The organism is Streptosporangium becharense (assembly GCF_014204985.1).
In the GTDB taxonomy this organism is placed as follows: domain Bacteria; phylum Actinomycetota; class Actinomycetes; order Streptosporangiales; family Streptosporangiaceae; genus Streptosporangium; species Streptosporangium becharense.
Genome location: NZ_JACHMP010000001.1, coordinates 2,411,637 through 2,432,068 on the forward strand (window position 1 = coordinate 2,411,637; position 20,432 = coordinate 2,432,068).

At 71.1% G+C, this 20,432-nt stretch carries 17 protein-coding genes and 2 riboswitches; of the genes, 8 read left to right on the forward strand and 9 right to left on the reverse strand.

What is annotated here, in order from left to right; translation table 11 throughout:
- Positions 1 to 80 precede the first annotated feature (80 nt).
- The 8 genes from hutU to eat all read right to left on the reverse strand — a co-directional run bounded on the left by hutU (position 81) and on the right by eat (position 9,018).
- Positions 81 to 1,736: a urocanate hydratase gene (hutU, locus tag F4562_RS10315; protein ID WP_184539229.1), complete on the reverse strand. Its 1,656-nt coding sequence runs from the start codon at positions 1,734 to 1,736 to the stop codon at positions 81 to 83.
- 480 nt (positions 1,737 to 2,216) lie between these two features.
- Entirely contained in the window at positions 2,217 to 3,944 is a 1,728-nt protein-coding gene (locus F4562_RS10320) for an ABC transporter ATP-binding protein (protein WP_184539227.1), read from the reverse strand.
- 388 nt (positions 3,945 to 4,332) lie between these two features.
- Positions 4,333 to 4,593, reverse strand: a complete 261-nt coding sequence (locus F4562_RS10325) for a hypothetical protein (RefSeq protein ID WP_184854773.1) — start codon at positions 4,591 to 4,593, stop codon at positions 4,333 to 4,335.
- 162 nt (positions 4,594 to 4,755) lie between these two features.
- On the reverse strand, positions 4,756 to 5,442 hold the full coding sequence (locus tag F4562_RS10330; protein WP_311733858.1) for a nucleotidyl transferase AbiEii/AbiGii toxin family protein: 687 nt from the start codon (positions 5,440 to 5,442) through the stop codon (positions 4,756 to 4,758).
- Entirely contained in the window at positions 5,439 to 5,762 is a 324-nt protein-coding gene (locus F4562_RS10335) for a hypothetical protein (protein WP_184539223.1), read from the reverse strand. The genes F4562_RS10330 and F4562_RS10335 overlap by 4 nt, the downstream gene beginning before the upstream one ends.
- A 23-nt stretch (positions 5,763 to 5,785) precedes the next feature.
- On the reverse strand, positions 5,786 to 6,586 hold the full coding sequence (locus tag F4562_RS10340; RefSeq protein WP_184539221.1) for a hypothetical protein: 801 nt from the start codon (positions 6,584 to 6,586) through the stop codon (positions 5,786 to 5,788).
- A 160-nt stretch (positions 6,587 to 6,746) separates the two neighbouring features.
- A complete protein-coding gene (locus tag F4562_RS10345) occupies positions 6,747 to 7,469 on the reverse strand; it encodes a FadR/GntR family transcriptional regulator (RefSeq protein WP_184539627.1) in 723 nt (240 codons plus the stop codon).
- Between the two features lie 100 nt (positions 7,470 to 7,569).
- Positions 7,570 to 9,018, reverse strand: coding sequence for an ethanolamine permease (eat, locus tag F4562_RS10350; RefSeq protein ID WP_184539219.1), 1,449 nt, complete (start codon positions 9,016 to 9,018; stop codon positions 7,570 to 7,572).
- Between the two features lie 203 nt (positions 9,019 to 9,221).
- On the opposite strand from eat, the gene F4562_RS10355 reads away from it, so the two are divergent.
- The 4 genes from F4562_RS10355 (at position 9,222) to F4562_RS10370 (ending at position 13,552) form a co-directional block, all read left to right on the forward strand.
- Positions 9,222 to 10,628 carry a glutamine synthetase family protein gene (locus tag F4562_RS10355; RefSeq protein WP_184539217.1) on the forward strand — a complete coding sequence of 469 codons (1,407 nt, stop codon included), beginning with the start codon at positions 9,222 to 9,224 and terminating at the stop codon, positions 10,626 to 10,628.
- A gap of 2 nt (positions 10,629 to 10,630) precedes the next feature.
- On the forward strand, positions 10,631 to 11,977 hold the full coding sequence (locus tag F4562_RS10360; RefSeq protein ID WP_184539215.1) for an aldehyde dehydrogenase family protein: 1,347 nt from the start codon (positions 10,631 to 10,633) through the stop codon (positions 11,975 to 11,977).
- A gap of 4 nt (positions 11,978 to 11,981) precedes the next feature.
- Positions 11,982 to 12,746, forward strand: coding sequence for a 3-oxoacyl-ACP reductase (locus F4562_RS10365; protein WP_184539213.1), 765 nt, complete (start codon positions 11,982 to 11,984; stop codon positions 12,744 to 12,746).
- 101 nt (positions 12,747 to 12,847) lie between these two features.
- A complete protein-coding gene (locus tag F4562_RS10370) occupies positions 12,848 to 13,552 on the forward strand; it encodes a gamma-glutamyl-gamma-aminobutyrate hydrolase family protein (RefSeq protein ID WP_184539212.1) in 705 nt (234 codons plus the stop codon).
- Positions 13,553 to 13,567: 15 nt separating this feature from the next.
- Here F4562_RS10370 and F4562_RS10375 read toward each other — a convergent pair whose 3' ends face one another.
- Positions 13,568 to 15,115, reverse strand: coding sequence for an APC family permease (locus F4562_RS10375; RefSeq protein ID WP_184539210.1), 1,548 nt, complete (start codon positions 15,113 to 15,115; stop codon positions 13,568 to 13,570).
- 175 nt (positions 15,116 to 15,290) lie between these two features.
- Positions 15,291 to 15,389: riboswitch (glycine riboswitch) on the forward strand.
- A riboswitch (glycine riboswitch) is annotated at positions 15,390 to 15,484 on the forward strand. It abuts the riboswitch before it with no gap.
- 33 nt (positions 15,485 to 15,517) lie between these two features.
- Here F4562_RS10375 and gcvT point away from each other — a divergent pair.
- The 4 genes from gcvT (at position 15,518) to F4562_RS10395 (ending at position 20,371) form a co-directional block, all read left to right on the forward strand.
- A complete protein-coding gene (gcvT, locus tag F4562_RS10380; protein ID WP_184539208.1) occupies positions 15,518 to 16,609 on the forward strand; it encodes a glycine cleavage system aminomethyltransferase GcvT in 1,092 nt (363 codons plus the stop codon).
- On the forward strand, positions 16,606 to 16,995 hold the full coding sequence (gene gcvH / locus F4562_RS10385; protein WP_184539206.1) for a glycine cleavage system protein GcvH: 390 nt from the start codon (positions 16,606 to 16,608) through the stop codon (positions 16,993 to 16,995). The genes gcvT and gcvH overlap by 4 nt, the downstream gene beginning before the upstream one ends.
- Before the next feature lie 129 nt (positions 16,996 to 17,124).
- The gene (locus tag F4562_RS10390; RefSeq protein WP_184539204.1) at positions 17,125 to 18,501 is read left to right on the forward strand and encodes an L-serine ammonia-lyase; all 1,377 of its coding nucleotides are present in this window, start codon (positions 17,125 to 17,127) and stop codon (positions 18,499 to 18,501) included.
- Positions 18,502 to 18,616: 115 nt separating this feature from the next.
- The gene (locus tag F4562_RS10395) at positions 18,617 to 20,371 is read left to right on the forward strand and encodes a hypothetical protein (RefSeq protein ID WP_311733857.1); all 1,755 of its coding nucleotides are present in this window, start codon (positions 18,617 to 18,619) and stop codon (positions 20,369 to 20,371) included.
- The last annotated feature ends 61 nt before the right edge of the window (positions 20,372 to 20,432 follow it).

The window sequence follows — 20,432 nt, forward strand, 5'->3', positions numbered from 1 at the left end:
CGCCGTCCCGCCCCGGTGTCGTTCATACACCGGGACGGGACGGAACGGGAGCGAGGGGTGCGGATTCACCTCCGGCGGGGTCAGGACTCGCGCATCGGGACGCGGACGCCCCGCTCCTCCGCGACGCTGACGGCCTCGTCGTAGCCGGCGTCGACGTGGCGGATCACACCGGTGCCGGGGTCGTTGGTGAGGACCCGGTTGAGCTTCTCGGCGCCGAGCCTGGTGCCGTCCGCCACGGTGACCTGACCGGCGTGGATGGACCGGCCGATGCCGACACCGCCCCCGTGGTGGATGGAGACCCAGGCCGCGCCGGAGGCCACGTTGAGCATCGCGTTCAGCAGCGGCCAGTCGGCGATCGCGTCGGAGCCGTCGGCCATGCCCTCGGTCTCGCGGTACGGGCTGGCGACGCTGCCGCAGTCGAGGTGGTCGCGGCCGATCACCAGCGGTGCCTCGATCTCCCCGGAGGCCACCATGTCGTTGAAACGCTCGCCGGCCAGGTGCCGTTCGCCGTAGCCGAGCCAGCAGATGCGGGCGGGCAACCCCTGGAAGTGGACCTTCTCCCCGGCCAGGCGGATCCACCGGGTCAGCGGTTCGTTGTCCGGGAAGAGCTCGCAGATCGCCTGGTCGGTCCTGGCGATGTCGGCGGCCGACCCGGACAGCGCGGCCCACCGGAAGGGACCCTTGCCCTCGCAGAACAGCGGCCGGATGTAGGCGGGCACGAAGCCCGGGAAGTCGAAGGCCCGGGTGTAACCCGCCAGCTTGGCCTCGCCCCGGATGGAGTTGCCGTAGTCGAAGACCTCGGCCCCGGCGTCCCGGAAGCCGACCATGGCCTCCACATGCCTGGCCATGGACTCGCGGGCCCTGTGGGTGAACCCCGCCGGGTCCTTCTCTCGCTCGTCGGCCATGTCGTCGAAGGCCATGCCCGCCGGAAGGTACATCAGCGGGTCGTGCGCGGAGGTCTGGTCGGTGACGATGTCGATCTCGGCACCCCTGCGCAGCAGTTCGGGCACGGCTTCCGCCGCGTTGGCCCGCACACCGATGCTCAGCGGAACACGCCGGTCGCGGGCGTCGTACGCCAGGCGGAGCGCCTCGTCGAGGTCGGCGGCCCGCACGTCGAGGTAACGGTGCTCGATCCGCCGGTCGATCGACCTGGGGTCGCAGTCGATGCAGATCACCACGCCGCCGTTCATGGTCACGGCGAGCGGCTGGGCACCGCCCATACCGCCGAGGCCGGCGGTCAACGTGATCGTCCCGGCCAGGCTGCCGCCGAACCGCTTGGCGGCCACCGCGCTGAAGGTCTCGTAGGTGCCCTGCAGGATGCCCTGGGTGCCGATGTAGATCCATGATCCGGCCGTCATCTGCCCGTACATGGTCAGGCCGGCGGCCTCCAGGCGCCGGAACTCCTCCCAGTCGGCCCAGTCGGGCACCAGGTTGGAGTTGGCGATGAGCACCCGCGGCGCCCACTCGTGCGTGCGGAACACCCCGACGGGACGACCCGACTGCACCAGCAGCGTCTCGTCGCCCTCAAGGGTGGTCAGGGTGCGGGTGATGGCCTCGAAGGAGCGCCAGTCACGCGCGGCCTTCCCCGAACCGCCGTAGACGACGAGCTGCTCCGGATGCTCGGCCACCTCCGGGTCCAGGTTGTTCTGGATCATCCGGAGCGCCGCCTCCTGCGGCCACCCCTTGGCGGTGAGCGTGGTACCGCGCGGCGCGCGCACAACCCGGTTGCCGGTCATGCCCGACCTCCCCATCAGGAATGAATGAACGCATTCATATTTGTCACCTGGAGGCCACAGGTCAACCCGGAGCAAGGGGGGTGCCGCGGGCGACAGGCCCGGACACCCCCCTCGCGGGAGCCGTCACGATCAACACACCCGATCCTCGCCCCGCACGGACGGGGATCGGAAGATCGGATTCGGCACGCGCCCGATGGGCGCCCCGTGCGAAGGAGAGGCTCCGCACAGGCGGGGATGCCCCGATCCACTGAGCGACGAACCAGGTAATCGACCTTATGTCCGAATCATTCCCCTATGGTCGATGTGAATTTGCATGATTCAGCCCAAAGCGCGAAGAGACATCCACTCCTGGGAAGGCGGAAACCGCGCTCCGCCGGCCCGGATCGGGTCGTCGGCGGGCACCAGACGCCCCCGGCGCCGGACGGCGGCGCGAATCACACGGCCCGGTGATGGACCCGCGGTGCGACCGGGCGGCCCGGGTCAGGTCGGCAGCAGGAACTGGGTGGCCGCGAGCTCTCGGTAGAGGGGGTCGCCGGCCAGCAGTTCGTCGTGGGTGCCGACGGCCCGCACCCGGCCGGCCTCCATCACCACGATCCGGTCGGCGCCGGTGACGGTGGAAAGACGATGGGCGATCACCAGCACGGTCGTCTCCTTCGCCACCTCGGCGACCACCTCTCGCAACCGCGACTCGTTGACCGCGTCGAGCTGGGAGGTGGCCTCGTCGAGCAGCAGCAGGCGCGGGCCGCGCAACAGGGCTCGCGCGATGGCGACCCGCTGCCGTTCACCACCGGAGAGCATGACACCGCGGTGACCGACCCGGGTGTCCAGACCCTCGGGAAGTCGGGCGACCAGATCCTCCAGGCGGGTGCGTTCGAGCACCCGCGCGATGCCGGTCTCCGTGGCATCCGGCGCGGCGAAGACCAGGTTCTCCCTGAGCGTGCCGTCGAGCACCGGCGCGTCCTGCTCGACGTAGCCGAGACAGGCGCGAAGCCCGGCCAGCGGCCATTCGCGGATGTCGCGACCGTCGATCGCGATCGTCCCGGCCTGATGGTCGTAGAAGCGTTCGATCAGAGCGAAGACCGTCGACTTGCCCGCACCCGACGGCCCCACCAGAGCGGTCAGCCCGCCGGCGGCCACCTCGAAGGAGACGCTGTCGTGGACGGCGGGCCGGTCGTCCCCGTACCGGAAGGCCACCCCCTCGAAGACGACCCCCGCCGGAGCCCCGCCGGCCAGGTGACCGGTGGTGCCGGCCACCTCGCCCGGCAGCTCCTCCACCTCGCGGATGCGCCTGACCGCGGCCAGGCCGTTCTGCACCTCGGTGAAGCCCTGGACCAGCTGGCCGACGGGGGCGACAAGATAGAACAGGTACAGCAGGAACGCGATCAGGGCGGAGACCTCCAGAGAACCGGAGGCGACACGCGCGCCGCCCACTCCGAGCACGGCCACGAAGGCGAGCTGCGCGGAGACCCACGCCGAGACTCCTGAGACGGCGGTCAGCCACGCCACCGCGATCCCCCGGTCACGCGCCTCGCGGGCGGCCTCGCCCACCGCGGCGATCTCCCGGTCTTCGGCACCGCTGGCCTTGACGGTACGGAACGCCTGGAGCGTCCGGTCGAGCACCGCACCCATCTCACCGACCGCGGTCTGCGCCTGGAGCGACGCCCGCTGGATGCGGGGCATGATCAGGCTCACCACGGCGCCGACCAGGACCAGCACCCCCAGCGTCATGAGCAGCAGCGCACCGTCGATGACCGCCATCATCACCATGGCGCCGACCAGCACGAACAGCGAACTGACCGTCTCGACCAACCCGTTGGTGAACACCGACCGCAGAAGCGTGGTGTCGGAGGTCACCCTGGACATCAGGTCGCCGGGCCTGAGCCGGTCGACCTCGGAGACCCGCAGCCGGAGCATCCGCTCGACGAGGTTGCGGCGCGCGGCGAAGACGACACCCTCGCCCATCCGCTCCAGCACATAGCTGCCCAGCGCGCCGATCGCGGCGCCCGCCAGCACGGCCGCGGTCAGGCCGAGCACCGGCCCGACCAGGGAACTCCCCTCGCCGAAGGCGTCGACCACCGTCTTCGCGAGGAGCGGCATGGCCAGCCCGGCGGCGGAGCCGAGGAGGCTGAGCACACCGCCGAGCAACAAGGTCGCGCGGTGGGGCCGGATGTGGTCGAGCAACAACCGCCATGACGCGGTCTCGGGCACGGGACCTCCCCTGAAACGACATGATCGGCCTCCGGCCGCCCCTCCTGTCTACCGCGCACGCGCTCGGCACAGGCGTCTCGCGCGATTTCATAGACGAAAGTCGATTGCGTCAACATAGATTGACGCAACGAGGTGTCGCCGAACCCGGACGGAGGGCCGGGAGGGCCGGGAGAGGGGCCACAGGCGTCCTGCGGGGAGAGAAGGGGGAGGACGCGGCCTGCGCGGAGAAGGGGGAGGACGCCCTGCGCGGATAGCGGCCGCAGGCGCCCGGCCGGGAGAGCGCGGCTCACCTCCGGTGAGCCGGAGGCGCCGGTGTCCCGCCGATCCGGAGTCGGCCCTGGACGGGCCGATCGGCGGGACACCGGCATTCGGGCGGGCCGCCGGGAGGTCAGTGGCGGCGCGCGCCGTGCTCTCTGCGAGCCCTGGCCACGGTATCGAGGATCTCGTCCTGGGTCTTCAGCAGCTTCGCCTCGGCCTCCTCGGTCCGGGCCGCGGCCACCATCCGGCGGTCGCCCATCCGGCTGCCCAGGCTCCTCTTGGCCCTGGCCTTCATCTCGCGCAGGTTCAGCTTCTCCAACAGGCCCACGATCCACACTCCTTCGGGAGGAAGGATCGTCAGCTTCCCGCGAACCGGCCGGGTATGCGTCATCACGGGGATCGTCGGGCGATCCCCGCTGAGCGGCCCGCACAGGCCACCCGGCGCGAGGCCGCCCGACCGAATCCACCCGGCCGAATCCACCCGGCCGAATCCACCCGGCGCGAGCCCACCCGGCGGGGGCCACTCGCTGTGAGTCCGCCCGGCCGAATCCGTTCAGTCGAGGCCGGGTACGTCGTCGTACTCGATGTCGCCCTCCTCGGCCCGGCGGAGCCGGATGTCCTCCACCCACGCGCAGGCGAACCGCCGGATCTCCATGATGCGTTCCTCGTCGAGGCCGTAGGCCTCGAAGTCCTCGTCGGCGATCAGGTCGACGAACTCCAGGCGCATCACCAGTTCGGCGAGGGAGAACTCCTCGTTGTGCAGGCGGGCGAGATGCTCCAGCTCGCGAAACCCGTACAGGTGTGAGACCGCCGCGACGTCGATGACGTCGCGGGCGAGGCTGCGCTCATGCAGGGCTCGCATCTTCAGGCCGACCGCGTCGTCCAGGGAGACGACGGAGACGTCCCCGACGATCACAGGCTGCTGCTGGAACGCCTCTCTGAGCAGGTCGAACTCGCAGCTCTGCTCGGTCACCGGGTCGCTGACCACCAGGCGGCCCATCCGGGGCGTCACCTCCACCAGGGTGACGTCCAGCCCGGCGGCCCGGAACGCCTCGGCCACCCCGTCGGCGACCTCGGGCAGCGGTGTCTCGGCCGCGGTGGCGAAGTCGAGGTCGTCACTGGGCCGCTCGGTGAACCCGTGCGCGTTCATCGCGTAGCCGCCGGCCAGCACCAGGCCGAACCGGGAACAGGCGGGCAGCGCGGCCTGGAGCATCCGCTGCTGGAAGGGTGGCAGGATCACCGGGCTCCTCCCAGCAGGTCGATCTTGCTCTCCCAGGCCCTGCGGTAACTCGGGCCGATGCCCCGGCGCAGGGTGGGCCAGTCGGCGACGAGGATGCCGGCGTTCAGGTATGACTCGGCGTCGGTCCGGCCGCCGCCGGTGATGATCGTGCGGTACAGGCTCATCCGCAGCCGCCGGTCCGTCAGGTCGAAGGCGGTCAGCCCGGACCAGCAGAGGTGGGCGGGCAGGGCGACCACTCCCACGGCCGGCCCGCGCAGGTCGTCCAGGGAGTCGGGGACCCGCCGCTCCACACCGTCCCAGCGTGACGGAAGCGCACTCACACCCCCAGTATGCCGCTGCCCGCTCACCGCTCCCGGGAGGCCGCTCCGTGGCGGCGCCGCCCGCGGGTGGAGGGGAGGTCGTGGCGGCCGGAGACGAACTCCTGGAAGGCGATCTTGGCCTGGATCACCGGCCGGCGCCAGCGTTTCTCCCGGAGTTCGGCGCCGGCCATCTTGCGGGGCTGGGGGCGGCGCGAGCCGGGGGCGTAGAACCAGTGTGCCCAGGGCGATCCGGGACGGGCCAGCCGCAGCGCGCCGGGCACCAGGAGGACCGGGACGAACAACCCGACCAGGCCGGTCCAGATCTTGCCCTTGAGCAGGGTGATCACCGCGAGGACGAGGTTGACCACGATGACGCCGGCCGTCAGCCACGCCCCCTGGGCCGTTCCGTCGGAGTTCTCCCAGCCGAGGGGACGCAGGCCGAGCAGCAGCAGCCCGGTGACCGCGACGGCGACGAACACGGCGTCGACCGACGCGCGGCCCTCCTCCTCCCAGTAGACGTCGTGCAGGTGCAGGATCAACGCGAACTCGTCGAGGATCAGGGCGGCCCCCACGCCGAAGAGGGCCGCCGTCACGGCGTACCATCCCTGCGAGACACCCGAGACGATCAGGCCGGACACGCCGCCGAGCAGGGTGAGCACCACGCCGAACACCACGTGGTGGATGTGCATCTCACCGATGTTGACGTTGCGGAACCAGCCGATCCTGGCGCGGATGAGCCGCACGTTGATCCTGGTGAAGACGAAGGCCACGATCAACGCGACGAAGAAGCAGAACAGCGGCAGCCGTCCCGCGTCGATGATGCGTTGGTAGAACAGATCCCCCACAACCTCCCCAGGCTATGCGAGAAGCCCCACCGCTGAGGCGACCCGTTGCGTGAGAAGCCCCACCACGCGAGGCGACCCGCCGCGTGAGAAGCCCCACCGCGAGGCGACCCGCGACACGGGTAACCTCGCCGCACGGGCGGTGGGCTCGCGCGGGCCCGGCTCACGTCAGGAAGCCGCGCAGGAGCGCCGCGGTCCCCTCCAGGTGCTCCGTGACGGCCTGCCGGGCCGCGTCGGGATCGCCCGCGAGGATGGCCGTGACGATCGCCTCGTGCTGGACCGCGGCGTGCTCGATGTTGCGCTGGAGCACCGGGATGGCGTTGAGCAGGTCGGTGACCCGCAGCCGGGCGTCGGCGCAGGCGGCGGCCAGCAGCGAGGAGCCGGTCAGCTCGGCGATGGCCAGGTGGAAGGCCGTGTCGAGGCGGCGGTAGTCGTCGGGACCGGCGGAGTTGACCTCCGCCAGGCGCCGTCGCAGCACCCGCCGCTGCTGCTGGGACAGCTCGGCGCCGGCCAGGACCTGCGCGGCTCCGCACTCGACGGCCAGCCGGAAGGTGAACGCGTCGTCCAGGTCGGCGGTGCCCATGTCGGCCACCACCCTGCGCAGGTCCTCCCGGTGCGGCGGCGCGGGCCGGTAGGTCACGAACGCGCCGCCGTAACGGCCGCGCCGCACGTCGAGGTAGCCCGCCTCCTGCAACGCCCTGATGGCCTCCCGCAGGGTCACGCGGCTGATGCCGAGCCGGGTGGCGAGCTCCCGTTCGGGAGGGAGCCGCTCCCCGTGGGGGACGGCGCCGAGCTTGATCACCTGAAGGAGCCGCTCGACGGTCTCCTCGAAGGCGTTGCCCGCGCGCACCGGGCGGAACGCGACGTCGAGGCCCGCCTCCCCCATGGTGCCGCCTTCCGTCACCGAAGCTCCTCGACCCGCCACCGACCGGGGACCCAGCTTATTGACCTCCGCCGGGGGCCGGGGAACCGGGATTCCGGCGCGTTCAGGCGAGTTCCGCCTCCGCGCGCTCGATCGCCTCGAACTCCTCCTCGGGGGCGTTGGCGACCAGCCGGTGCCGGCTGTAGAACCAGAAGTAGGCCAGGCACACGACGAAGATCCCCGCCGTGATGAGCGCCGCCTTGACGTCCACCAGGAAGGTGGCCACCACCGCGGCCAGGGCCAGCACCAGCGCGACGCCGGTGGTGACCACACCGCCGGGGGTGCGGTACGGGCGAGGCATGTCCGGCTCGCGCCTGCGCAGCACGATGTGGGAGAGCATCATCAGGACGTAGGAGACCGTGGCGCCGAACACCGCGATCTGGATGAGCAGGTCGCCGTCCATGGTGAGCGAGGCCAGCAGGAAGCCGACGGTGGCGGGAACGATCAGCGCCAGGTACGGGGTGTGGCGGCGGCCGGTCACCGAGAGCCAACGGGGCAGGTATCCGGCCCGCGACAGGGCGAACAGCTGCCGGGAGTAGGCGTAGATGATGGAGAAGAAGCTGGCGATCAGTCCGGCGAGGCCGACGTAGTTGACGAAGTCCGCCAGGAGGTTGTCGCCGCCGAAGGCCCGCCTGGCCGCCTCCGGGAGGGGGTTGCCCGACTCCTTGAGCGCGTTCGACCCTGCCCCGCCCGGCGCGGTCACCAGGATCAGCGCGGCGGTCAGCAGCAGCACGGTCATGCCCGCGATGATGCCCCGGGGCATGTCCCGCCGCGGGTCGCGGGCCTCCTCCGCGGCCAGCGGGACGCCCTCGATGGCGAGGAAGAACCAGATCGCGTAGACGAGCGCCGCCCACACGCCGAAGATCCCGAACGGCAGGAACGAGCTGGCGCCGAACGCGTCCGTCGCGGGGATGTCGAACAGCCTCGCCGCGCTGAACTTGGGGATCATCCCGATGATGAACACCACCAGCGCGACCAGCGCCACCCCCGTGATCACGAACATCAGCCGCAGCGCCTCGCCGACGCCCCACAGGTGCACACCGACGAAGATCACGTAGGCCGCCAGGAACACCGGCCAGCCGCTCTTGAGCCCGAACAGTCCCAGCGCCTCCACGTAGCTGCCGATGAAGACGGCGATCGCGGCGGGGGCGATGGCGTACTCGATGAGGATCGCGGTCCCGGTCGCGAACCCGCCGAACGGGCCGAGGGCCCGGCGGGCGAAGCCGTACCCGGCTCCCGCGACCGGGATGCTGGAGGACAGCTCGGCCAGGCCGAAGACCATGCAGGTGTACATCACGGCCATCAGGACGGTCGCGATCAGCAGGCCGCCCCAGCCGCCCTGCGCGAGGCCGAAGTTCCAGCCCGCGAAGTCACCGGAGATCACATACGCCACGCCGAGGCCCGCCAGCAGGACCCATCCGGCCGTTCCGGACTTCAGCTGCCGCCGACGCATGTAGTCGGCGGTCACCTTCTCGTAGTCGACACCGTGGACATGTCGTTTGCCGTCCGCCATGCTCGCCACCCCCTGGGTGCGCAGGTCGGCCTCCGACCCAATGGTCTACGGCCGAACCATAGGTGTTTGGCGTGATATTTCGCCTGACATGGCTTCCGCGTCAAGACCGTGCCATCGATGACCCAGTAAAGAACCTCAAAACTGGACAGTGGCCCCGTTCTGACGCAGCGTAGCCATTGACATCCGACCTCCCCGGTGTTTGCATGCGTTCATTGGTCTGTTTCCAGACTTTTAAGGAAGGGGCGCCCGTGACCTCTCACGTGCCGTTCACCGTGGAGCAACTCCGCAGGGACGCCGAGGCGGGCCGGATCGACACCGTCCTGCTGGCGATCGCCGACATGCAGGGCCGGCTCCAGGGCAAGCGGCTGTCCGCTCGCTACTTCCTGGAAGAGGTCCTCGAACACTCCTCCGAGGGCTGCAACTACCTGCTGGCGGTCGACGTCGACATGAACACGGTCAGCGGTTACGCGATGTCGTCATGGGAGCGCGGCTACGGCGACTTCGTGATGCGTCCCGACATGTCCACCCTGCGACCGATCCCCTGGCAGGAGGGCACCGCCCTGGTCATGGCCGACCTGGTCTGGGAGGACGGCTCCGACGTGATCGCCTCACCCCGGCAGATCCTCCGCCGGCAGCTCGCGCGGCTGGCCGAACGGGGCTGGGAGGCGTTCGTCGGCACCGAGCTGGAGTTCGTGGTCTACAACGACACCTACGAGGACGCCTGGCGCCGCGGCTACCGCGACCTGACCCCCGCCAACCTCTACAACGTCGACTACTCCATGCTCGGCACCGCCAGGGTCGAGCCGCTGCTGCGCAGGATCAGGCTCGGCATGGAAGGCGCCGGGATGTACCCCGAGTCGGTCAAGGGCGAGTGCAACCTCGGCCAGCACGAGATCGCCTTCCGCTTCGACCGGGCCCTGGCCACCTGCGACAACCACTCCGTCTACAAGAACGGCGCCAAGGAGATCGCCGCCCAGCAGGGCATGTCGCTGACCTTCATGGCCAAGCCGAACGAGCGCGAGGGCAACTCCTGCCACATCCACATCTCGCTGCGCGACACCGGCGGCGAGCCGGTGATGGCCGGACCGGGACCCTACGGCCTCTCGCCCCTCGGTGAGCGGTTCATCGCCGGTCAGCTCGCCCTCCTGCGGGAGCTGACCCTGCTGTACGCCCCCAACGTCAACTCCTACAAGCGGTACCAGCCGGGCAGCTTCGCCCCCACCGCGGTCGCGTGGGGCCCGGACAACAGGACGTGCGCGCTGCGCCTGGTCGGCCACGGGCCGTCGCTGCGGATCGAGAACCGGGTGCCCGGCGGCGACGTCAACCCCTACCTGGCGGTGTCCGCGCTGGTCGCGGCCGGGTTGCACGGCATCGAGAACGAGCTCTCCCTGCCGGAGGCACTCACCGGGAACGCCTATGCTTCGGGCGCGGAGACCGTGCCGCACACACTTCGCGACGCTCTGGAGCTCTGGGAGGGTTCCAAGCACGCCAAGACCGCCTTCGGCGACGACGTCGTGGCGCACTACGCGAACAACGCCCGGGTCGAGCTGGCCGCCTTCGACGCGGCGGTCACCGACTGGGAACTGTTCCGGGGATTCGAACGGATGTGAATGTGAAGATCGTAAACCCGGCGACCGAAGAGGTGATCGCCGACATCGAGGCGGCGGACGCCACCGAGGCCGACAGGGTGGTGGAACGCGCCGGACGGGCCTTCGCCGACTGGCGGCGGGTCGCCCCGGGAGACCGGGCGCGGCTGCTGCGCCGCTTCGCCGCGCTGGTGCGGGAGCACGCCGAGGAACTGGCCCTGCTGGAGGTCGCCAACGCGGGACACACGATCGGCAACGCCCGCTGGGAGGCGGGCAACGTCGCCGACGTGCTCGACTTCTACGCGGGAGCGCCGGAACGCAACCACGGCAAGCAGATCCCGGTGCCCGGCGGGCTGGACGTCACCTTCCAGGAGCCGCTGGGCGTCGTCGGCGTGATCGTGCCGTGGAACTTCCCGATGGTCATCATGACCTGGGGGGTGGCCCCGGCGCTGGCCGCGGGGAACACGGTGGTGGTCAAACCCGCCGAGTGGACCCCGCTGAGCGCCCTTCGCCTGGCCGAGCTGGCCCTGGCCGCCGGCCTGCCCGAGGGGGTGTTCCAGGTCCTGCCCGGCGCCGGTGAGGTGGCGGGCGCCCGGCTGGTCGGGCACCCCGCCGTGGCGAAGATCGTCTTCACCGGCTCCACCGAGGTGGGCAAGGAGATCGCTGCCAGGTGCGCGGGCCAGGTCAAGCGGATCACACTGGAGCTGGGCGGCAAGAGCGCCAACGTGGTCTTCGCCGACGCCGACCTGGCCAAGGCCGCGGCGAGCGCGCCGTACGCCGTCTTCGACAACGCGGGGCAGGACTGCTGCGCGCGTTCCCGCATCCTCGTCGAGCGGTCGGTGCACGAGGAGTTCCTGACCCGCCTCGACGAGGCGGTGCTGAAGGTCAGGGTCGGCGATCCGCGTGACGAGGCGACCGAGATGGGCCCGCTGATCAGCGCCGCGCACCGGGAGCGGGTGGCCTCCTTCGTCACCGAGCCGCCCCATCTGCAGGGGACGTGCCCCACCGGGCCGGGCTTCTGGTTCCCGCCGACGGTGCTGACCCCGCGCTCGACGGACGACCGGGCCTTCACCGAGGAGATCTTCGGCCCGGTGGTGTCGGTGGTGCCGTTCGACGGCGAGGACGACGCCGTGCGGATCGCCAACGACACTCCGTACGGCCTCAGCGGGTCCATCTGGACGCGCGACGTCGGCCGGGCACTCCGGGTGGCGCGGGCGGTCGAAGCGGGCAACCTGAGCGTCAACTCCCACTCGAGCGTCCGTTACTGGACGCCGTTCGGTGGTTTCAAGCAGTCCGGCCTCGGCCGCGAACTGGGCCCCGACGCCCTGTCCGCGTTCACCGAGACCAAGAACGTCTTCATTTCCGAGGAGTAGAGACATGCGGCGTTTGCAGGACCGGGTGGCCGTCGTCACCGGCGCGGGAAGCGGCATCGGCCTGGCCACCGTCCGCCGGTTCGCCGACGAGGGTGCCCGCGTCGTGTGCGTGGACCTGGACGAGGTGACCGGCACCAAGGCCGCGGAAGAGGCCGGCGGCCTGTTCGTGCGGGCCGACGTGACCGACGAGGACGACGTCGCCCGGGTGTTCCGGACGGCGTTCGAGACCTACGGAAGCGTCGACGTGGCGTTCAACAACGCGGGCATCTCACCGCCGGACGACGACTCGATCCTGGAGACCGGCCTCGACGCCTGGCGCCGGGTGCAGGAGGTCAACCTCACCTCGGTCTACCTGTGCTGTAAGCACGCCATCCCGTACATGCGGCGGCAGGGCAAGGGTTCGATCATCAACACCGCGTCCTTCGTCGCCGTGATGGGCTCGGCCACCAGCCAGATCTCCTACACCGCGTCCAAGGGCGGGGTGCTCGCCATGTCCCGTGAGCTGGGCGTGCAGTTCGCGCGCGAGGGCATCCGGGTGAACGCCCTGTGCCCGGGGCCGGTGAACACGCCGCTGCTCCAGGAGCTGTTCGCCAAGGACCCCGAGCGGGCCCAGCGCCGCCTGGTGCACATCCCGCTGGGCCGTTTCGCCGAGGCCTCCGAGATCGCCGCCGCGGTGGCGTTCCTCGCCTCCGACGACTCCAGCTTCATCACCGGGTCGGAGTTCCTGGTGGACGGCGGCATCTCCGGCGCGTACGTCACCCCGCTGTAGCCGGTGCCGCGCCGGGGCGGGGCGGGAAGGCCGCGGCCCCGGCGCGGCACCGGGCAGAGGAAACACGCAAGGCAAGGCAAGGCAAGGCAAGGCAAGAGATCATGTCCCGTCCCGTCATCGGCATCACCTGTTACGTCGAACCCGCGAGGTTCACCGTGTGGGAGATGACCGCCGCCCTGCTGCCGTACACCTACGTCGAGCACGTGGCCCGCGTGGGCGGGCAGCCGGTGATCCTGCCGCCCGCGGGCGAGACCGGCCCGCTGGTGGAGCGACTGGACGGGCTGATCCTGGCCGGCGGCGGGGACGTCGGCCCGGAGCGGTACGGGCGGGAACCGCACGAGCGGACCGGGTACGTCCGGCCGTTCCGCGACGACGCGGAGCTGGACCTGGTCCGCGCGGCGCTGGAGCGGGGCGTGCCGTTCCTCGGGGTCTGCCGGGGGATGCAGATCCTCAACGTCGCCCTCGGCGGCAGCCTCCACCAGCACCTGCCCGACGTGGTCGGCCACCACGGGCACGCACCGGCCCCCGGCCGGTTCGGCCGGATGCCGGTGCGGACGGCCGCGGGCAGCCGCCTCGGCGAGATCCTCGGCGCCGAGACGGTGGACGTGGCCCACTACCACCACCAGGCCGTCGAGCGCCTGGGCGCCGGGCTGACCGTGACCGCCCGCGCCGAGGACGGCACGGTCGAGGCCGTCGAAGTGGACGGTCACCCGTTCGCCCTGGCCGTCCAGTGGCACCCCGAGGCCGACGAGGAATCCGCCCTGTTCGAGGCCCTGGTACGGCACACCGTCCCGGTCGCGCGGTAGCGCGCCGGGGCGTCCTCAGTCGGGGACGACCAGTGCCCCGGTGTCGGGGCGGAGGGTCTCGCCGCGGAAGAACCGCGGGTCGATCCGGCTCTGGACGACCATCAGGACAGCACCCAGCAGCAGCACGCCCACCCCGATGACGAAGACCCCGCCGACCCCGAACACCGAGCTTCCGGTGCCGTAGGCGGGGTCCCACATGTCCACGACCGTCTTGCCGAAGACGGCGGTCAGCGCCACCGCGCCGAGCCCGGGGAGCAGGCCCTTGTACAGCAGGTCCCGCACGCTCGCGGTGAGCTCGCGCCGGAAGTACCAGACGCAGGCGTAGGCGGTCAGCGCGTAGTAGAAGCAGATCATCAACCCGAGCGTGAAGATGGTGTCCACCAGGACGTCCTCGCTGAACACCGTCATGACCGAGTAGAAGACCCCGGTGCCGATCCCGGCCCAGAGCGTGGCGTAGGAGGGCGTGCGGAAGCGGGGGTGGACCCGGGCGAACCTGACCGGCAGCGCCTCGTAGAAGCCCATGGCGAGGACGGTGCGGGCGACCGGGATGAAGGTGCTCTGCAGGCTGGCCGCGGAGCTGGCCAGCACCGCGAGGATCAGGATCACCCCGGACCCGCCCATCACCGGGTGGGCCAGGGTCGCGAAGACGTTGTCCTCGGTCTCGGGGTTGCCCAGGCCGACGCCGGTGTCGCCGACCCCGGCGTACATGACGGCGGCCACCCCCACGAGCAGGTAGCTGCCGAGGATGGTCAGCACGGTGAGCAGCGCCGCCCTGCCCGGCGTCCTGGAGCTGCCCTCGGTCTCCTCGTTCAGGGTCAGGCAGGTGTCCCAGCCCCAGAACATGAAGATCGACAGGGACAGGCCCGCGGTGAAGGCGCTGAAGGTGGCCACCGCGAACGGGTCGAACCACGCCAGGTCGAAGGCCATCGCCGTGGGCACGTCTCCGGAGACGGCCTTGCCGATCGCCATCACCGCGAACGACACCAGCGCCGCGAGCTGGAAGAGCACCAGCACGTTCTGGAGCAGCCGGGTGGCGGTGATGCCCCGGTAGCTGACGGCGGTGGCGGCGGCGACCAAGACCAGGCAGGTCAGCACGTTGACCCATTTGTCACCGGCCAGGTCGGCCAGCGCCGGGTTCCCGGTCACGTCCGCCAGCAGCACGTAGAAGAAGGTGACCGCGACCCCCGCCAGGTTGGACAGCACGATGATCGTGGCCACCACCAGGCCCCAGCCGCACATCCAGCCCACCCAGGGGCCGAACGCCTTGACCGTCCAGGTGAAGGAGGTGCCGGAGTCGGGGAAGCGCCGGTTCAGCTCCCGGTAGGCGTAGGCGACCAGGAACATCGGCAGGAAACCCGCGACGAACACCGCGAGCATCTGCGGCCCGACCTCCCCCACCGTGGGGCCGAGGGTGGCCGTCAGGCAGTAGACGGGGGCCACCGTCGAGACGCCGAGCGCCACGCTGCTCCACAGGCCGACCGAGTTCCGGCTGAGCCCCTTGTCCCGAGGGTCGTCACCGGAACCGGCCCCCGGTCGCGGCCGGGAACCCACCTCGGTCGTCATCAATCACCTCCGAAACGTGCAAGTTGTCGGACGCTACCACGGGAAACGGACATAAATTGACAAACCCACCTTGGGGCGCCATCGGGCTCGCACGGCGATCCGCGACCCGGGAGGAGAGGACGACTGGGGGATTTCGCGAGACCGGGCCGGGCGGTTAGGGTGGTCGCGACACCGGTGAACCCGTGCGGGAGAGCGTCCTGACATCCAGGCCAGGACCCCTGAAGGAGCAAGCCCTCCCCGCGAACCTCTCAAGGCAAAGGACCGTGCGGGTAGGTGCCCTCTGGAAAGCAGGTCCCGCGACCTCGCCGAAGGTGAAAGTCCGGCAAAAACCGGGTGAAGCTCTCAGGCATCAATGACAGAGGGGGAGGATGCTCTCATCTGACCCTTGTCTGAGGTGCGAACATGTCCCGACCCACGCCGCTGCGCGGCGTCCACGAGTCACTCGGCGCGACGCTGACCGACTTCGCGGGCTGGCTGATGCCGCTCCGCTACGGCAGCGAGTCCGCCGAGCACAACGCGGTCCGCCAGGCTGCGGGCCTGTTCGACCTGTCCCACATGGGGGAGATCTTCGTGACCGGCGCGCAGGCCGCCGAGGCGCTCGACTACGCGCTGGTCGGTCACCTGTCCGCCCTGGAGCCCGGCCGGGCCCGCTACACGATGATCGTCAACGCCGAGGGCGGCGTGCTGGACGACCTGATCGTCTACCGGCTGGCGCCCGAGGAGTTCATGGTCGTCGCCAACGCCTCCAACTACCCGCGTGTCGCCGCCGAGCTGACCGAGCGGGCCAAGGACTTCGACGCCGCGGTGGACGACCGCTCCGAGCGATACGCGCTGGTCGCGGTGCAGGGCCCGCGCTCCACCGAGATCCTCGCCGCGCTCACCGACGCCGACCTGGACGGCCTGAAGTACTACGCGGGCCTGCCCGCCACCGTCGCCGGCCGCGAGGCGCTGATCGCCCGCACCGGTTACACCGGGGAGGACGGCTTCGAGCTGTTCGTCGCCGCCGAGGACGCCGAGCCGCTGTGGGCCGCCCTCACCGAGGCGGGCGCCCCGCACGGGCTGGTCCCCGCCGGGTTGTCCGCACGCGACACCCTCCGCCTGGAGGCGGGCATGCCGCTCTACGGCAACGAGCTGTCGGCCGACCACACCCCGTTCGAGGCCGGGCTGGGCCGCGTGGTGCGGTTCGACAAGCCGGGTGACTTCGTCGGCCGGGCCGCCCTGGAGGCGCGCAAGGACGTCCCGCCGGCCCGCCGCCTGGTCGGCCTGGTCGCGACCGGCCGCCGGGTGCCCCGGCACGGCTATTCGGTGGTGGTCGCCGGAGAGGGCACCATCGTCGGGACGGTCACCAGCGGGGCCCCCTCCCAGACCCTGGGCAGGCCCATCGCCATGGCGTATGTGGACAACGGCCTAACCTCAGGACTGGCCGTCGACATCCGGGGCACCCATGAGCCGGTCGACGTGGTCGAACTGCCTTTCTACAGGAGGAAAAAGTGAGCAGCATTCCCGAGGACCTGCAGTACACCAAGGAACACGAGTGGGTCTCCGGTGCCGAGGACGGCATCACCCTCACCGTGGGCATCACCGCCCACGCGGCCGACGCGCTGGGTGAGGTGGTCTACGTGAAGCTTCCCGAGGTGGGCGAGGCCGTCACCGCCGGCACCCCGATCGGTGAGGTCGAGTCGACCAAGTCGGTGAGCGATGTCTTCGCCCCCGTCGGCGGTGAGGTCGTCGAGGTCAACGAGACCCTTGACGCCAACCCCGCGTTGATCAACAGCGACCCGTACGGGGACGGCTGGCTGTTCCGCGTCCGCCTCGAAGGCTCCGCGGACGACCTGCTGTCGGCCGCGGAGTACACCGCGCTCACCTCAGGTGAGGCGTAACACATCCCTCTCCCGCCCGAGCCGCGCGTCCCTTCCGAGCGCGCGGCCCGGGCGGGTCGAGAGCGGACGTATCGACTATCGACTTCCGTCCCGCGGCCGACGCCGGGGACCCCACGCCGGAGGTACTCGATGACGATCAGCGTCTTCGATCTCTTCAAGATCGGCATCGGTCCGTCCAGCTCGCACACCGGCGGCCCGATGGCCGCCGCGCACAAGTTCGCCCGCGGCCTCGACGCCGACGGCCTGCTGGAGAAGACCTGCCGGGTCCGTGCCGTCCTGTACGGCTCGCTCGGCCTGACCGGCAAGGGGCACGGCAGCGACAAGGCCGTGCTGCTGGGCCTGTCCGGTGACAAGCCCGAGCTCGTCGACGTCGACACGGTCGACGAGCGGCTGGCCGCCATGCGCGAGTCCGGCACCGTCCGCCTGTACGGCACCCGGGAGATCCCGTTCGTCGTCGGCGACGACCTCGTCTTCGAGCGCAAGGTGTCGCTCCCGCACCACCCCAACGGCATGCGCTTCACCGCCTTCGCGGAGAACGGCGAGCCCCTCCGTGAGAAGGTCTACTACTCGGTGGGCGGCGGGTTCGTCGTCGACGAGAACGCCACCGGGGCCGACCGCATCAAGGCCGACGACACCGTCCTGCCCCACCCCTTCACCACGGCGGCCGAACTGCTCGGCCACTGCGCGGAGACCGGCCTGTCGATCTCCGGGCTGATGCTGAAGAACGAGCAGGCCTTCGGCCGCACCGAGGCCGAGATCCGTGCCCGGCTGCTCGACCTGTGGCGGGTCATGAAGGAGTGCGTGCGGCGGGGCGTGGAGAAGGAGGGCGTGCTGCCCGGCGGCCTGAAGGTCCGGCGCCGCGCACACCAGCTTCACCGGCAGCTGCGCGCCGAGTCGCAGGAGAAGGACTCGCTCCAGACCATGGACTGGGTCTCGCTGTTCGCTCTCGCGGTCAACGAGGAGAACGCCGCCGGCGGCCGGATCGTCACCGCCCCCACCAACGGGGCCGCGGGGATCATCCCCGCGGTGCTCACCTACTACGACCGCTTCGTCGCCGACTCCGACGACGAGGGAGCGGTCCGCTTCCTGCTGACCGCCGGCGCGATCGGCGTGCTGTTCAAGGAGAACGCCTCCATCTCCGGTGCCGAGGTCGGCTGCCAGGGCGAGGTCGGCTCGGCCTGCTCGATGGCCGCCGCCGGGCTCACCGAGGTGCTGGGCGGCACCCCCGAACAGGTCGAGAACGCCGCCGAGATCGGCATCGAGCACAACCTGGGCCTGACCTGCGATCCGATCGGCGGGCTGGTCCAGATCCCGTGCATCGAACGCAACGCGGTCGCCTCGATCAAGGCGATCGCCGCGGCCAGGATCGCGCTGCGGGGCGACGGCCGGCACTTCGTCTCGCTGGACAAGGCCATCAAGACGATGCGTGACACCGGCCGCGACATGCTCGACAAGTACAAGGAGACCAGCCGCGGCGGCCTCGCGGTCAACGTCATCGAGTGCTGACCGGACCGGAGCCGTCACCCGGCTCCATTTCCCGGCAAATCACTCATCTCGTACAGGATTCCGGGGTCCCGCGCCTATGCTGGGTGGCCGTGTTCACGGGACTCGGGAGGTCGTGGTGGCGACGGCAGCGCATCCGGTGAGCCGGTCCGGCCGCCGGCGGAGGCCCTCCGGCCGGCGCGGCGCGTCCGGCTTCCTCCACGCCCACTGGGTGTTCCTGGTCGCGCTGCTGGCCGGCGGCGCGCTGCGGGCCCTGGCGGTGCTGGGCTACCGGCCCGCCCTGTGGTTCTGGGCCGACTCCTTCGTCTACCTGAACGCCGGGCTCGCACCCCGCCCTCTGGAATCCCGCCCCGCGGGCTACTCGCTCCTGCTGTGGGCACTGCGTCCGCTGTCGAGCGTCCAGGCGGTGGTCGTCCTGCAGCACCTGCTGGGGCTGGCCGTGGCCGTCTGCGTCTACCTGCTGCTGCGCCGCCTGGGCAGGCTGCCCGGCTGGGGGGCCACGCTCGCCGCGCTGCCGGTGCTGCTGGACGCCCACCAGATCCAGCTCGAACACCTCGTCATGGCGGACCTGCTCTTCCAGTTCCTGACGGTGCTGGCGGTCACGCTGCTGCTCCTGCGCGAGCGTCCGCGGGCGTGGGTCGCGGCGCTCGCCGGACTGCTGCTGGCCGCGGCGACCGTCACCCGGACGATCGGGCTGCCGCTGATCGCCGTGGTGCTGGTCTGCCTGCTGCTCCGCCGGGCCTCCTGGCGCGCGGTCATCGCCGCCGCCCTGGCCGCGGTGATCGGCCTGGGCTCGTACGCCGCCTGGTTCCACTCCGAGCACGGCACCTTCGGGCTGACCCGGGGCAACGCGTTCCTGTGGGCACGCACGATGACCTTCGCCGACTGCGCCGTGATCAGGCCGGCCGGCCCGGAGGCGGCGCTGTGCCCCACCGAGCCGGTGAGCGAACGCGCGGCGCCGCCGGTCTACATCTGGGACGGCTCCTCCCCCCTGAACAAGGTCAAGGGAAGCTGGGCCGAGCGCGACCGGCTCGCCGGCGCCTTCGCCACCCAGGCCATCCTGGCCCAGCCACTCGACTTCCTCCGGGCCGGCCTGACGGACGTGGCGTACATCTTCGACTGGACCAGGCGGGTCTATCCGTCCCCCGGCCCGCAGAGCGCCTACGTCTTCCCCGACACCGCCCGGCCCTTCCCCAAGGGCGGCGCCTCGCAGGGCAGGACCGCCGAGGAGCTGACCGTGGCCTACCAGGGCGTCTCCGGGGCCCCCACCCTGGTCGAGCCGTACGTCGGCTGGTTGCGCGCCTACCAGGAGCACGGGTTCGTGCGCGGCCCGTTCCTCGCGGTGATCATGCTGGTCGGCCTCGTCGGCGTGCTGCTCCGGATCCGGCGGTTCGGCGGCCCGGGGCTGCTGCCGTGGGCGGCGGGCGTCGTGCTGCTGGTCCTGCCGCCCTTCATCGCGGCCTTCGACCACCGCTACGTCGTCCCCGCGCTCCCCCTGCTCTGCCTGGCCGCCGGGCTGGCGTTCGGCGTACCACGCGAGGCGGAGCCGCCGGCGACGCGGCCGGATCCCGGAGGGCTGCGGGACGAGCCGGGCGGGTGGTCAGCGGCGCCGGACGTGCAGGCGAACCATCACGCCGAGCTCGGGGTCGCCCAGCGCCCGGCGGACCTTCCCTACGGCGTCCCGGTTGAGCCGCGCCACGAGTCTGCCGACGTCGTCCCCGGGCGCGCAGCTCACCGTGACACGCAGCCGCTCGTTCGGTATGTGCCGGACACGGATCCGGGTGAGCCCCTCGACTTCTTTGAGACAGACACCGAGCACCGCGGTGCCCGTCCCGGTCCGCCGCCCCCACCGCCCCCAGCCCAGGGCGTGTAGCAGCCACCGCAGGGCCAGCAGCGCCAGCAGCACCAGCAGCAGCGCGGCCGGCCATCCCGCC

What these genes read in the sequence shown, in the direction of transcription:
- hutU (WP_184539229.1), bottom strand. Translation starts at nt 1,736, where the DNA reads ATGACCGGCAACCGGGTTGTGCGCGCGCCGCGCGGTACCACGCTCACC.
- F4562_RS10325 (WP_184854773.1), bottom strand. Translation starts at nt 4,593, where the DNA reads ATGACGCATACCCGGCCGGTTCGCGGGAAGCTGACGATCCTTCCTCCC.
- F4562_RS10345 (WP_184539627.1), bottom strand. Translation starts at nt 7,469, where the DNA reads ATGGGGGAGGCGGGCCTCGACGTCGCGTTCCGCCCGGTGCGCGCGGGC.
- eat (WP_184539219.1), bottom strand. Translation starts at nt 9,018, where the DNA reads ATGGCGGACGGCAAACGACATGTCCACGGTGTCGACTACGAGAAGGTG.
- F4562_RS10355 (WP_184539217.1), top strand. Translation starts at nt 9,222, where the DNA reads ATGCGTTCATTGGTCTGTTTCCAGACTTTTAAGGAAGGGGCGCCCGTG.
- F4562_RS10365 (WP_184539213.1), top strand. Translation starts at nt 11,982, where the DNA reads ATGCGGCGTTTGCAGGACCGGGTGGCCGTCGTCACCGGCGCGGGAAGC.
- F4562_RS10370 (WP_184539212.1), top strand. Translation starts at nt 12,848, where the DNA reads ATGTCCCGTCCCGTCATCGGCATCACCTGTTACGTCGAACCCGCGAGG.
- F4562_RS10375 (WP_184539210.1), bottom strand. Translation starts at nt 15,115, where the DNA reads ATGACGACCGAGGTGGGTTCCCGGCCGCGACCGGGGGCCGGTTCCGGT.
- gcvT (WP_184539208.1), top strand. Translation starts at nt 15,518, where the DNA reads ATGTCCCGACCCACGCCGCTGCGCGGCGTCCACGAGTCACTCGGCGCG.
- F4562_RS10390 (WP_184539204.1), top strand. Translation starts at nt 17,125, where the DNA reads ATGACGATCAGCGTCTTCGATCTCTTCAAGATCGGCATCGGTCCGTCC.